The 14,473-nt window shown below is 28.5% G+C and carries 12 protein-coding genes and 1 tRNA gene; 5 read left to right on the forward strand and 8 right to left on the reverse strand.

Features of this window, described 5'->3' with window-relative positions:
- Nucleotides 1–4: 4 nt before the first annotated feature.
- The 8 genes from ABIN73_07965 to ABIN73_08000 all read right to left on the reverse strand — a co-directional run bounded on the left by ABIN73_07965 (nt 5) and on the right by ABIN73_08000 (nt 9,147).
- On the reverse strand, nt 5–352 hold the full coding sequence (locus ABIN73_07965; protein MEO0269657.1) for a response regulator: 348 nt from the start codon (nt 350–352) through the stop codon (nt 5–7).
- Between the two features lie 277 nt (nt 353–629).
- Complete coding sequence (locus tag ABIN73_07970) at nt 630–5,330, reverse strand: sigma 54-interacting transcriptional regulator (GenBank protein ID MEO0269658.1); 4,701 nt, start codon at nt 5,328–5,330, stop codon at nt 630–632.
- 21 nt (nt 5,331–5,351) lie between these two features.
- Nucleotides 5,352–6,194: a fumarate hydratase gene (locus ABIN73_07975; protein ID MEO0269659.1), complete on the reverse strand. Its 843-nt coding sequence runs from the start codon at nt 6,192–6,194 to the stop codon at nt 5,352–5,354.
- A gap of 1 nt (nt 6,195) precedes the next feature.
- The gene (locus ABIN73_07980) at nt 6,196–7,044 is read right to left on the reverse strand and encodes a TIGR00282 family metallophosphoesterase (GenBank protein MEO0269660.1); all 849 of its coding nucleotides are present in this window, start codon (nt 7,042–7,044) and stop codon (nt 6,196–6,198) included.
- Nucleotides 7,031–7,678 (reverse strand): uracil-DNA glycosylase, encoded by a 648-nt coding sequence (locus ABIN73_07985; GenBank protein ID MEO0269661.1) that lies wholly within the window; start codon nt 7,676–7,678, stop codon nt 7,031–7,033. The genes ABIN73_07980 and ABIN73_07985 overlap by 14 nt, the downstream gene beginning before the upstream one ends.
- Nucleotides 7,679–8,845, reverse strand: coding sequence for a bifunctional phosphopantothenoylcysteine decarboxylase/phosphopantothenate--cysteine ligase CoaBC (coaBC, locus tag ABIN73_07990; protein ID MEO0269662.1), 1,167 nt, complete (start codon nt 8,843–8,845; stop codon nt 7,679–7,681). It lies immediately after the preceding gene.
- Nucleotides 8,842–9,057, reverse strand: coding sequence for a hypothetical protein (locus ABIN73_07995; GenBank protein MEO0269663.1), 216 nt, complete (start codon nt 9,055–9,057; stop codon nt 8,842–8,844). Before ABIN73_07995 ends, coaBC begins: the two co-directional genes overlap by 4 nt.
- Nucleotides 9,058–9,074: 17 nt before the next feature.
- Nucleotides 9,075–9,147: transfer RNA gene (locus tag ABIN73_08000), tRNA-Lys, on the reverse strand.
- Between the two features lie 24 nt (nt 9,148–9,171).
- Here ABIN73_08000 and cdd point away from each other — a divergent pair.
- Genes cdd through lpxD form a run of 5 tightly spaced genes read left to right on the forward strand, consistent with a single transcriptional unit; the run spans nt 9,172 to nt 14,443 of the window.
- Entirely contained in the window at nt 9,172–9,579 is a 408-nt protein-coding gene (cdd, locus tag ABIN73_08005) for a cytidine deaminase (GenBank protein MEO0269664.1), read from the forward strand.
- Nucleotides 9,576–9,929 (forward strand): LapA family protein, encoded by a 354-nt coding sequence (locus ABIN73_08010; protein ID MEO0269665.1) that lies wholly within the window; start codon nt 9,576–9,578, stop codon nt 9,927–9,929. The genes cdd and ABIN73_08010 overlap by 4 nt, the downstream gene beginning before the upstream one ends.
- Nucleotides 9,930–9,931: 2 nt before the next feature.
- On the forward strand, nt 9,932–10,933 hold the full coding sequence (locus ABIN73_08015) for a hypothetical protein (GenBank protein MEO0269666.1): 1,002 nt from the start codon (nt 9,932–9,934) through the stop codon (nt 10,931–10,933).
- The gene (gene mutS / locus ABIN73_08020) at nt 10,933–13,422 is read left to right on the forward strand and encodes a DNA mismatch repair protein MutS (protein ID MEO0269667.1); all 2,490 of its coding nucleotides are present in this window, start codon (nt 10,933–10,935) and stop codon (nt 13,420–13,422) included. The genes ABIN73_08015 and mutS overlap by 1 nt, the downstream gene beginning before the upstream one ends.
- A gap of 31 nt (nt 13,423–13,453) precedes the next feature.
- Complete coding sequence (gene lpxD / locus ABIN73_08025; protein ID MEO0269668.1) at nt 13,454–14,443, forward strand: UDP-3-O-(3-hydroxymyristoyl)glucosamine N-acyltransferase; 990 nt, start codon at nt 13,454–13,456, stop codon at nt 14,441–14,443.
- Nucleotides 14,444–14,473: the final 30 nt, after the last annotated feature.

Here is a 14,473-nt window from a genome sequence, read left to right on the forward strand (position 1 = left end):
AAAATTAAAGTTCTCCTACTTTTTTCAAAAATTTTTCTAATTCACTTAAGGAAACCGGTTTTTCAATAAAATTGAAATTTTTTCCTTCTACCAGACTTCTGTTACCAGTTATAAAATAAGTCCTCTTTTCAAGTCCTGGAAAATTTTCTTTTATATAATCATAGATTTCAAGTCCACTTATATCTGGCATTGTTATATCAAGTAAAATGAAATCAGGAGTTTTTTTCTTTAAAGAATTTTCAAAATCTTTAAAATTTCTGAAACTGTAAACCTTAAAATTTAATTTTTCAAGCATCTTTGATATTACAAAAGAAACCAATTCGTCATCATCAAGGTAAAAAACATTTTTCATAAATAAATTTTAAAAAAATTAAATTTGAAAATCAAAAATTTTTGATTTTTTTGTGTAAATAAATAGAACACCCCCCTAATCTAAATTTGGGGGTGTTCTAAATTTTTATTAATTAATTTTTTATTAGAAAGAAGGAGGAAGAGGATCTGGTGGGAGGATTGGTCCTTTTTTCATTTTATAACCTCCTTATTTAAATATGGATTTGAACCAATTTTTAATTTGAAAAATTTGTTCCAGATTTAATAAACAAAAAAATTAACTGAATAACAAAAAGATATTAAATTTTTAGAATTTTGTAAGATTTGAGTTTCTGTATTAGATTTTGTCTTGATATTTTTAAAATTTTTGCTGCTTTTGATTTATTCCAGTTTGTTGATTTTAAAACTTCAATAATATAGTTCCTTTCCATTTCTTCAAGGGATAAAAATTTTTTCTCGGTTTTATATTTTCTAATCTCTTCTTTTAAATTTGAGGGGGTTATTATATTTTCTTCTTTCAAATTTAAAACAGCGCTTTCAAGAGTATATTTTAACTCCCTTACATTACCAGGCCATTCGTAGTTATAAATACAATCCCATGCTTCCTTACTTAATTTTATTTTCCTTTTTATTTTTAATCTGTCTTTTATTTCTTCAAGAAAGTGGTTAACAAGATAAGGTAGATCATCTTTTCTTTCTCTTAAAGGTGAAATATAAAGGGAGTATCCTTTAAGTCTATAATAGAGGTCTTTTCTTATCTCTCCCCTTTCGACCTTTTCTTCAATTTCAGGAAGACTTGTTGCTATAACCATTACATCAATATCCTTTTCAACAGGGGAACCAAGGGGTCTTATCTTACCAGTATCAAGAAATCTGAGTAATTTATCCTGAAGGGAAAGGGGTATTGATTCAATATTTTCAAGAACAATTGTTCCACCATTTGCCTTTTCAATAAGTCCAATTTTATCTTCAAAGGCACCTGTAAAAGCTCCCCTTTTGTATCCAAAAAGTTCGCTTTCTGCTAGTGTTTCAGGAACTTCATTAAAGGAAAAGAAGATAATTGGCCTATTCTTTCTTATACTTATTTTGTGTATTGTTTCAGCAATTAAGGTTTTGCCTGTTCCTGTTTCTCCAATAAGAAGAATGGGAATGGGTTTTTCAAGGTCTTTTATTTTCTCTATAAAATCATTTATCCTTTCTAAAAACTTTCTTGAACCAACTATTTCTCCAAGTTTTTCAATTTTTCTTATTTTTTCCTCAAGGGTAATTTTTTCTTCCTCAATTTTTTCAATAAACTTATTTCTAATATAGGATATTGAGAAAATTTCAGTTAAAATATTTAAAATTTCAAAATCATCGGATGTAAATTCCCTTTTTGTTTTTGAATCAAGGTAAATGGCTCCAAGTAGTTTATCTTCATAGAAAAATGGAATACAGAATATTGACCTTATCCTGTATTTTTGAACACTTTCTTTTGTTTTAAAACTATCGTCCATTAAAGTATCAGGAACATAAAAATGAATTCCCTTTTTAGTCGTATTAAGAACAGAACTCAGTGATATATCAATTATATCCCTTCCTATGTCCTTTTTATAAAGTCCATAAGAAACTTTAATTTCAAGATGTTTATCCTCACCTTCACTTTTCATAAATATCATTCCCCTTTCCATTTCAGTTGCCTTAACAATGATTTCTATTGTTTTTTTCAAAAATTCTTCTTCCTTGTTATAGTTTAAGGAGTATAAAAGATAATTTCTAAAAATTTTCCACTTTTTGTCCTCAATTATTTTCCCAAAAGAAACATAAGAAAGTAATTCTTCTCTTATAAGTGAAAGTTCCTTTCTCAAAAATTCTTCTTCCTGTGTTTCATAAAGTTTTGTGATAAAGTTTTGAAGTTTGGGAATAAAACCCAGTTTTGTTATTTCACTTTTCTCAAAAACAATAAAAAAGAGTTTAAAAAATATTATAAAATCCTTTATAAATCTCTCATTATTTAAAAAATTTTTAGATTTTTTTAAAAATGTTTCAAGGTATTCAAAGGCTTCAATTTTTTTATTCTCCTTTATACTTTCTAAAAAATAAAATAAATTTTTAAAACAATCTGTATAATCTGAGGAAAATGTAATATTCTCATATTCTTTTTTAATTTCTTTCAATTTTTCTTTATTTTTTATATTTAAAAGATATTCAAATAAAATTAAAACTTTTATTCTCTCAAAGTTTTCAGTTTTTCTCTCATATTCCATAAGTTCTTTTTCTATTCTTTTAAATTCTTCTAAATTCCTATTAAGAGCCAGAAATAAAAGATATTCTTCCATAAATTTTTTTCTGTATAAAAAATTTGAAACTCTATTTAGGTTTTCCATCATCTTTTTTAAAAAAATATCAAATTTTTTATTTTCTGAAATTCTTAAATATTTTAAATATTCAACAAGTGTATCTATTAATTTTGTATAAATCCTATATTTTTCAGATAATTCAATAGCTCTCTCATAATACTGGGAAGGGTCTTCTTTTATAAGTCTCCTGTAATCAGCTTCCACACTTAAAATATAAGGTTCAAAAATCGGAAGGTTTAAACTTTTATTAATTATATCTAACTTTTTTTTAATATTTGTGAGAAAGTTTAAATTTTTTTTATCTTTGTAATATCTAAATTTAATGAATTCAAAATAAAGTAAAATATAGGGGAAAATTCTCGCAGCCTTATAAAAGCTTTCAAATCTCTCCTGAATATACTGAATTGCTTTTTCTTTTTTACCTGTTAAATAAAGAAACTCAATGTAATAAAGTAAATAAAGGTAACTTCTGTAAGTCGGCCCCATTTTTTTTGAATAATAAAAGGCTCTTTTATAGGAAAGTTCTGCTTTTGTTGAATCCCCTTTCATTTCATAATAAGCTCCCTCAATTCTGTAATACATTGATATATTTGGAAAATCACGGGGATCGTAAAAATTTCTTTTATATTTTTTTAAAACTTCTTCAAGTTCTTTAATTTTAAAAGTATTTATAAGTGCAAGACCTTTTAAAAGAAGGGATTCCTTGTCATCTTCATCTTTTAAAATTTCGTAACTCTTTTCAAAATCTCCTTTAATGTAACAGTAATAAGAATAAACTAATTTATAATCCTTTTCTGATATATCTTTTAAAAGATTTAAAACTTCCTCAAATTTTTTATCTCCTTCACCTATAAGAAAATAGGAGTAATATTTTAAGATTCTTGGAGGTATTCTTTTAAGTTCAATATCTTCTGACAGTCTTTTGAAAAATTCAAAAAGAATTTTTGGGTTTACTCTATAGAGATTCTCTAATTCTTCCTCTATCAGGTATAATTCAGAATAATCTTTATTTTTTAATTTTGCTAAAGTATAAATTAATTTTCCTTCAATGGAAAGTTCTTTAATATCTTTAAGATTTTTTAAAATTTTTTCATATGGGATATCCTTTTTAAGGTCAATAAGAGGAACTGAAAATTCTCCACTTCTCTCTATAAATCCCCTTTTTGTAATTTTTTCTATTGTTTCATATCCAAAAATTTTTTCAGTTTCCTCTATCTTTAGTTTTCCAAAAATATTAAGAGTGGATAAAAGATCTTCTTCCTCAGGACTTAAAAGTTTTTCTCCTTTAATTTTCCTTTCAATATCTTCTATATTCTTTGAAGATTTTAAAATTGAAAAGATATTTTTTAAATTACCTTTTTCTATTCTTATGATGTTTCTCAATAGTTCTGGTTTTTCAAAAGTTAAGGGGTTATTTTCAAGATAAATATATATTCTCTCCTCAGAAGGTTTTTTTAAAATTATCTCTTTTCCTTTTAAAATATGACTCCCTTCTTCTATCAATATAATTAAGTTTTTAAATTCCTTTACTTCTTTTAAACTTTCAAGGAAATTTAGAAATTCCTTTTTATGGAATAATGGGTCTGTTATTACGAGAAGATACTTTTCTTTTTCTCTAATATTAAGAAGATGATATGTTATAAATGTATAAAGGTTTTCTTCTGGAAAAGAAAGATAGGGAATTTTTCCACCATCAATAAGTAAGGAATTTATTTCCTCTTTAATTTCTGAATAAATTTTTTTTAGGAAAAAGGTTTTTCCACTTCCTTTTTCCCCTTTTAAAAGAATAATTTCCCTTTCTTTATCCTTTATTTCCTTTAAAATTTCCTTTTTTATTTTTTCTCTGTCTTTTTCAATAAATTCAAGGTCAAATGTATAAAAAACTTTTTCATTGAATATATTTTCCATAATCCAACTTGCAGACTTTCTTTTTTCAGGATCCCTATTTAGGGTTATATTTAAAAATTCCTTCCAGAACTCTTCTTTTACCTTATCTTTCCACCCTTCATCAAGAAACAAGCTTTTATATTCCCTGTAATTATCAATTTTTATTCCAGTAAGAATTTCAAAAGTTATTACACCAAGGGAAAAGACATCGGACTTATGGGTATTATTTTTACCTTCTAATACTTCAGGAGCAGAATAGAGTGGTGTCCCCCTTGAAAAGGATTTTTTTTTATGAGTGGCAAGCCCAAAATCAGAGAGAACAGGATATTCAGATTCCTCTGATGGGAAAAGAATATTCTCGGGTTTTAAATCTGAATGAACAATAATATTTTTCTCAAGATAAGAAAGGGTATCAAGAATATTTCTAACTAATTTTTTTAAATCCTTTATATTATTTTTCTCTATCCTTTCTCTTAAACTCCCTCCCTTTAAATATTCAAGAATAAGAACAGATTTATAATCTGGATAAAATAAAAAATCATAAGTTTTAATAATACCGGAATGATTAAGGTTAAAAAGTAGATAAAATTCTTTATAAAGTTCTTTATGATTTGTATAGGGCACCTCTTTTATGACTAAATTTTTTCCTCCTGGTTCTTCACCAAGATAAACCTTTGTTTTTTCTGTTTCATATAAAACTTTAATCCTTTTTATTATTCCATCTATTTCATAACTCCATACTTTACTTTTTAAATTTTTAGAAAGTTTATTCATTAAATTAACTTTTTATTTGTCCTAAAGAATAACCTCCTCTCTTCTGTCTGAATGGCATTGTATATTAACTGCTACTGGTAAAGATGTAATGTGGCATGGATAAGTTTCAATATGAACATCAAGGGCTGTTATTCTGCCTCCAAGTCCCATAGGTCCTATTCCAAGTTTATTGATTTCTTCAAGCAATTCTTCTTCAAATTGTGCATAAAAGGGGTCAGGATGCCTTTGGCCAAGTGGTCTTATGGTTGCTTTTTTAGCAAGGAAAGCGCTATACTCAAAGGTTCCTCCTATACCAACGCCTACAACAATTGGAGGACAGGGATTAGACCCAGCCTTTTTCACTGTTTCAACTACAAATTTTTTAATACCTTCTTTTCCTTCTCCAGGAAGAAGCATTTTAAAGGCACTCATATTTTCACTTCCGCCACCTTTTGGTTCAAGAATTATTTTTAGTTTATCCCCCTTAACAATATCAAAATGAATAACAGGGGGAGTATTGTCTCCTGTATTTTTCCTTCTTAAAGGGTCTTCAACAATTGATTTTCTTAAATAACCTTCAGTATAACCTCTCCTTATACCTTCAATAAGAGCATCCTTTAGAGAACCTCCTTCAATTTTAACATCTTCGCCAATTTCTACAAATAAAACAGCAAAACCTGTGTCCTGACATAAGGGTTTTGAATCCTCTCTTGCAACTTCAATATTTCTTAATATCTGGGATAATATTTCTTTACCGAAATCGGATTCTTCTTTTTCATAGGCTTTTTTTAATGCTTCTACCACATCTGGTTTAAGTTCATGGGTTGCTCTTATGCACATATTTTTTACTTCTTCCACTATTTTTTCATATTTTATAACTTTCATTTTATCCCTCCCTTAGTTTTATAACATTATAATTATAATCCGAAAATTCAATTTTAAGAAAAAACTCATTGTTTATTTTTCTTATTTGAATTCTATTTATTCTATGGCACATAAAATTATCTTTTCTTATTTCAATTAAACAGGCATCAAGTCCCTCATTTAATTTGGCAGGCTCAAAGGCATAGGGAATACCTGTCAAAAACCTCTCTATAATTGGTTCTTTTTCCCCGCCAATTATAGAATCAAAACTTCCTGTCATACCAACATCGGTTATATATCCTGTTCCTTTTGGTAAAATAACATTATCAGAAGTTTGAATATGGGTATGTGTTCCTACAACAGCACTCACCCTTCCATCTGCATAAAATCCAAAGGCAATCTTTTCAGAGGTTGCTTCAGCATGAAAATCCACTATAATTGGTAATTTAATTTTTTTTAAAACTTCATCAAGTTTTCTAAAGGGACAGTCAATTGGATTCATAAAAACTCTTCCCATTAAATTTACCACATAAAGTTCTATTCCGTAGATATTGAATTTTGCAAAGCCTCTTCCCGGAACTGTATCAGGATAATTAAGCGGTCTTAAAATATTTTCTTTTGTATCTATCCATCTTAAAACTTCTTTTTTATCCCATATGTGATTGCCACTTGTAAGACAATTTACACCACAATTTACTATCTCATTATAAATCTTTTCTGTTATTCCATTTCCATGAGCAGCATTTTCAATATTTGCAATAATAAAGTTAATTTTGAAATTTTTTTTTATAAGAGGCAAAAATTTTTTTAATGCAATTCTTCCTGCCTTACCTACAATATCACCTATAAAAAGTATATTAAGGGTATCCATTCATATAAATATTTTTTGCCAAAAGAAGGTCTCTTAAAAGAAGTTCTTCTTCTTCTGGATTTTTTAAAATTCTTGAAGGATGAAGAGTTATCACAACTTTAATGTTTTTATAATCATATACAAGACCCCTTTCTTTTTTTACTGAGATTTTTTTACCTGTCAATACATAGGAGGCATATCTTCCCAGTGCAACTATCACCCTTGGCTTTATTATTTCAATCTGTTTTTCTAAAAAGGGAAAACACATTTTTAACTCATTTTCTTCAGGATCTCTATTCATTGGTGGCCTACACTTTATTGTATTCATTATATAAACTCCTTCTCTTCTTATTCCTGCTTTTTTCATTATTTCATTTAATTTTTTACCAGCTTTTCCAACAAAGGGAAGACCCTTTTTATCCTCTTCCTGACCCGGTGCTTCTCCAACAAAAACAAATCCTGTAAAAGGATTCCCGTCCCCAAAAACTGTGTTGGTTCTTGTTTTATGTAAGGGACATCTTTTGCATTTAGAAACTCTTTTTTCCAATCTCTTTAAGACTTCCTCTACCTTCAGATAATCTTTTTCAAGTATTATCTCCTTTTCGCCAATTAATTCTTTTAAATAGAAAAAAATATCATAAGCACTTACTTTCATTTAAATAATCTCTGAAATTTTTTTGACAATTTCAAAAGCTCCTTTAACTTTTGGTACATTCCCGAAGTCAAATACCTTCTTGTCTTCTGTTATAATTTTAAGGTCAATAAAATCCGAGGAAATGGTTTGAATTGTATTTAAAATTATTAAATCAAGATTCTTTTCTTTCAGTTTATTGTAAGCAACTTCAATATCAGGCTTTTCTTCAAGTGCAAAACCGATAAATTTTGTTTTATTTTTTAACTTTGAAATTTCCTTTAAAACATCTACATTTTTCTCAAGTTCCAAATTCAATTTTTCTATATTTTTCTTTATTTTACCCTTAAATTTTACTTTGGGTTTAAAATCAGATAAGGCAGCACACATTATAAGAGCATCATAACTTTCATTTATAAGTTCTTCTTCCAGTATCTTTAAAAAATCACCGGTACTTTTAACTCTTATAACATCTGATGGAACTTCAAAATCTGTTTTACCTGCTATAACTTTTAATCTGGATCCTGTCATTTTTAAAACTTTATAAAGGGAAAAACCCATTTTACCAGAAGATTTATTTGTAATAACTCTTACATCGTCTATTTCTTCTTCTGTTCTTCCAAAGGTTAATAAAATTTTTTTACCTTTTAGTTTATTTTTGATTTCAATAACTTTTTCGATTTCTTCTAACAATTCCTCTGGTTCTTTGAGTCTCCCTTTTCCTACGGTTAAATCTGACATTTCGCCTTCAATGGGTTCAATAACATAAACCCCCATATTTAAAAGATTTAAGAGATGTTTTTGAAGAATTTCATTTTCATAAAGGGTTGGATGCATACAGGGTGCAACTATTTTAGGAACAATTGCAGAATGAAATAAAAGGGATAAAAGATCATCGGCAAGACCAAGGGAAGCTTTTGATATGAAATTAAAAGAAGCAGGAATAACAGCGATTAAATCACATTCCCTTGACAATTTTATATGTAAGGGAATTTTATTCTCTTCAAGTTCAAACATATCATAATAAACTTTTTCGTTTAAAAGAGATGTAAGGGATAGAGGAGTAACAAAATTAAGTGCACTTTTTGTTAAAACTGGGATTACCCTGTGTCCTTTTTTTAATAAAAGTCGTCCAAGTTCTATTGATTTAAAAGCTGCAATACTTCCGGTTATACCTAATATTATTTTCAAATTGCTCCCTTTCTTATCTCAATCTCACCCTTTTCATATTGTTTTAGAGCATCAATAATTGATTTTTTCCCAGGTGAATCTATACCTGTTCCAAAAAGTTCTTTTAGTATTTTTCTTGTTTCCTTCATAATAATAACAAGACCTTTAAACTTGTTTGGTTCTCTTTTTAAAATATCTTCTATTGCATAATCTCTTAAATTTTCCTTTTGCATTTTTTAAAAGTAAATTATGGGCCGTCCGGGATTCGAACCCGGGACCCCTGGATTAAAAATCCAGTGCTCTGCCTGCTGAGCTAACGGCCCGAGTTTTTTATTATAATATTTATTATGGAAAAAATTCAAGAGGAAATCTTTAAACTTTATAAATTGGCTTGTAATATAAGGAAAAAAGCTTATGCTCCTTATTCAAATTTCAAGGTTGGTGCGGCTTTGAAAACTAAAAAGGGAAAAATATATACAGGTTCAAATATTGAAAATTCTTCCTTTGGTTTAACTGTATGTGCTGAAAGAATTGCCATTTTTAAAGCTGTAAATGATGGAATAAGGGAGTTTGATTTTATAGCAATATGTGCAGATAAGGAAGTTTTTCCCTGTGGAGCTTGTTTACAAGTTATGAATGAATTCTCCCCTGAAATGAAAATAATATTAAAAGTAAATAAAAAGATAAAAGTATATAAATTAAAGGAACTTTTGCCTTTTGGTTTGATAAAAATTTTTTCTTATAATAAACTATGACTACTATCCGATTAATATTTGGGCTTTTCATCTTTTTTTTTCTACTTTTCATTTTTTTACAAAATGCTGAGGAGAGAGTTAATTTATACCTTTTAAAGTATTCCTTTAATGATATTCCCCTCTTCTGGGTGATTTTCTTTTCCTTTCTTGCTGGTTCTATTTTTGTTATTCTTCTTGCAATTTACCAGGAGATAAAATTCAGATGGCGACTTTTTAGAAAGGATATTGAAATAAGTAATTTAAAAAAGGAAATAAATGAGCTGAGGAAAATGATCGCTGAAGAAACAGGTTATAAAGAAGTAAGCCCAGAAGAATCTGAAAAAAGAGAAAATTTTTCTGAAGAGGAATAAAAATGAGATTTCTGTTTTTTAGGAAAAACTTTACACTTGAAAAATTAATCAAAAGATTTAAAAAGGGAAAAGAGTTAGATTTTGAGGAGTATTTAAAGCTTGGTGATTACTATAGAGAGAATGGATTTTATGCAAAAGCTTTGAGAATACATTTAAGCCTTGATATAAAAAAAGACCTAACAGAACTTCAAAGAGCAAAACTTGACAAATCCATCGGGCTTGATTACCTGAATCTTTATCAATTTAAAGAAGCAATAAATCATCTTTTAAAAGCAGATAATTATTTTAAAGGTGAAGATGAAGAGGTAAGAAATGCTCTCTTAAGAGCCTATGAATTTTCAGGTGACTGGGATTCTGCCTGTGAACTTAAAAAGGAGATTTTTATCTCAAATAAAGTTTATTCTGATGAAAAAATGGCTCTTTATTATTTATATGCAGCTGAAGACCTTTTAAAAAGAGGGAATTTAAGAAAAGCGAAAAAATTTGTAAGAGAAGCTTTAAAACTTAATGAACATATACCAGAAGCTAATTACTTTCTTGCAGAAATTGAGGAAGATTTGATAAAAAAACTTGAATATTATGAAAAGATAGCAGATAGATTTCCTTATCTTGTATACAGAAAGCTTGTTAAACTTAAAGAAAAGTTTTATGAAGAAGGAAAAATGGAAGAACTATTTGATTATCTTAGAAAAAGTGAAAGTTTATATCTTAAAGCCTTCCTTGTGCCCTTTTTGATTCAAAAAGGTGATTATGAAGAGGCAAAAAGTATTATAAAAAATTTAAGTTCAGAAAAGGATGAAATTTTTTTAAATCTTATTCTTTTAATACCAGCAGTAGAACTCAACTATGAAGAGGAAATAAAAAAACTTACAGGAAAAATAGAAAGAGATTTAAAACAGATTTCATTTATATGTACAAGTTGTAAAAAGGAGTATACGGAATATAGATTTCGTTGTGAAAACTGCGGGAAAACAAGAAAACTTGTTCTTAAAATAAAAATTTAATGGAATTAACTCCTCTTTTAAAGCAGTATCATAAAATCAAAAAGGAGTACTCTAAAGAACTTCTTTTTTTCAGAATGGGAGATTTTTATGAGCTATTTTATGAGGATGCAAAAATAGCAGCAAAGGAACTTTCAATAACATTAACTTCTAAACCTTTTGGTAAAAATTTAAGAGTTCCACTTGCAGGAGTTCCTGTTAAGGCTGCTGAAAGTTATATAAAGGAATTATTAAAAAAAGGTTACAGTGTTGCTATTTGTGAGCAGGTTGAAGAAGGAAAAGAACTTATGTTAAGAGAAGTTGTTGAAGTTTTAACACCTGGAACTGTTACTTTACCCTCTTTGCTTTCACCAGACCAAAATATTTTTATACTATCTTTCTATCCCTCCGATAAATTATTCGGAGTTGCTTATGCTGATATCACTACAGGTGAGCTTAGAGCAGGTCTGTTGGAAAAGGATGATTTTTATAATTTTATTCACAGTTTAAATCCTAAAGAAGTTCTTGTTCCTCAAGATTTTGAATTAAATGGTTTTATAACAAGTAGTTTTGATAAAAATCTCTATAGCATTGATACTGCAGAAGAAAGAGTAAAAAATTTTTTTGGTGTAAATAGTGTAGAAGGCTTTGGTTTAAAAAAGGACATTAGCTTAATTAGCCTTTCTCATTTGCTTGATTATCTTGTTATTAAAAAAAAATCAGGGCTGGAGCACTTAAGACTTAAGGTTCTTGAAAGAGGAGATTTTTTAATTCTTGATTCCATTACAATAAAAAATCTTGAAATAGTAGATAAAATTCACCCTGAAAGTAAATCCTTATTTGAAGTAATCAATTTTACAAAAACAGGAATGGGAGCAAGACTTTTAAAAAAAAGTCTTCTCTTTCCCTTACAGAATAAAGAAAAAATTGAAAAAAGATACGAAGCTGTTAAAGAACTTGTTGAAAAGCCTTTTTTAAGAAAAACAATTTCTGAAATTTTATCCGATTTCATAGATTTTGAAAGAGTTCTATCACGGATTGTAAAACTTAAAGCACCACCATCAGAAGTTTATAAACTTTCAAACAATTTTTTTGAATTAGCAAAACTTAAAGAAGCTCTTTCAACTTGCACAAGTGAATTATTACTTGAAATATATGATAATTTACACGATTTAAGTGATTTAGCAAATGTTATTCAGAGCTATTTAAAAGATAATCCTTCAAATCCCGGTGAAGGCAATTGTATCAGAGAAGGTATTTCAGAAGAACTGGATGAATTATTAGAGTTAAAAAATAATTCAGCAAAAAAATTAAAAGAAATAGAAGAAAGAGAGAAGGAAAGGACAGGTATTCCTAATCTCAAGGTTAAATACAATCAGGTAATGGGCTTTTTTATAGAAGTAACAAAATCCTATTTAGACCGTGTTCCATCAGATTATATCAGAAAACAAACCTTGACCCAGGCAGAAAGATTTGTTACAGAGGAGTTAAAGAATCTTGAACTAAAAATACTTTCAGCTGAGGAAAGAATAAAAGAAATTGAAAATTATCTTTATGAAGAACTTTTAAAAAAAATTAAGGAGGAAAAGGATAAAATACTTGATATTTCTGAGAATATTGCTTTGCTTGACCTTTTGCTCTGTTTCTCAGAAGTTGCAATAAAATTCAATTACAAAAAACCTGAAATAACCCGTGAAAAAGAGATTATATTAAAAAATTCAAGGCATACTGTTGTTGAGCATACAGTATCTGAATTTGTTCCTAATGATATTGTGATGACTCCTGATAAATTTTTTGTTTTAATTACAGGACCAAATATGGGTGGCAAATCGACCTTTATAAGACAGGTTGCCTTATGTGTTATACTTGCTCATGCAGGATCCTTTATACCTGCTGAGGAAGGGAGAATAGGTCTTGTTGATAGAATTTTTACGCGGATTGGAGCATCAGATGATGTAGCAAGGGGTATCTCAACTTTTTATGCTGAAATGCTTGAAGTAGCCCAGATTTTGAATAATGCTACAGAAAAAAGTTTAATTTTACTTGATGAAATTGGAAGGGGGACTTCAACCTATGATGGCCTCAGTATTGCCTGGGCTGTCTCTGAGGATATAATAAAGAGAATTAAGGCAAGGACACTTTTTGCAACTCATTACCATGAACTTACAACACTCGCAGAGAATTATGCTGAAATTAAAAATTTATATACCCAGGTAAAAGAATGGGAAGGTGAGGTTATTTTTTTTAGAAAAATACTTGAAGGTTCAATGGATAGAAGTTACGGAATTTATGTTGCAAAACTTGCTGGAATACCTAAACATGTTGTGGAAAGAGCAAGGGAAATTTTACAGAATTTAGAAAGTAAAAGGAAAGTTCTTAAATTTAATAAAAAACAGCTTGAACTTTTTGAAAAACCTGATATTTTAAGGGAATTTATTGAAAAAATAAATCCTGATGAAATTTCTCCCAAAGAAGCACTTGAAATTATTTATAAATTGAAAAGTTTAAAATAAGGTTCAAATCCTTTTTTCTTTATTAATTCAGATGAAAATAAAAGATATAGCAGAAATTTTAAATGGTAAAATTTTAGGTGACCCTGAATTAGATATAAAGGGAGTTTTACCACCTGAAAGAAATGAGGAAGGCTATATTTCTCTCGTATATGATAAAAAATATGAGGGAAAAAGTTTCTATGCGGTTATCACTAAAGAAGATTTCCTTAGGGACCTTAAATTTGAAGCAGCAATAATTGTTGATAGTCCAAAGGAAAAGCTTATTAAACTTTTAAGTTTATTTGAGGAAAAAGATGAAGAAAGATTTCTTATGCATGAAACATCAATTATTTCAAAAGATGCTGAAATTGAAAAGGATGTTTATATTGGTCCATACTGTGTTATTGAAAAAAATGTAAAAATAAAAAGGGGTGTAAAGCTTTTAGCCTTTGTTTATGTTGGAAAAAATTCTTTTATTGATGAAAACACAATTATTTATCCTTTTGTTTCAATAGAAAAAAATGTAAAGATTGGAAAAAGATGTATTATCCATTCAGGAACAGTTCTTGGTTCAGATGGTTTTGGGTATGAAAAGATAGGTGAGAAAATTGTAAAGATTCCTCAAATTGGTTTTGTTCATATAGATGATGATGTAGAAATAGGTGCAAATGTTTGTGTCGACAGGGCTGTAATGGGAGAAACTTATATAGGGAAAGAGGTTAAGATTGATAACCTCTGTCAGATTGCTCACAATGTAAAAATTAATGAAAGAACAATAATTGCATCACAAACAGGTATAGCAGGAAGTTCTGAAATTGGGAAGGATTGTTTGATAGCAGGTCAGGTTGGTATAAAGGACCATGTAAAAATAGGTGATAGAGTTATTTTAACAGCACAAACTGGTGTGAGTAAGGATGTTCCTGATGATAAAATTTATTCAGGTTATTTTGCAAGAGAACATAAACTTGTTTTAAAGGCTATGAATATACTATATGAATTACCACTTTACTGGGAAAAATTAAAAAAGCTTGTGAAGGAATAAATTGTCTTGAATATTTAAGCTTTTGAAAAT

The organism is candidate division WOR-3 bacterium, from assembly GCA_039804025.1.
Classification (GTDB): domain Bacteria; phylum Hydrothermota; class Hydrothermia; order Hydrothermales; family JAJRUZ01; genus JBCNVI01.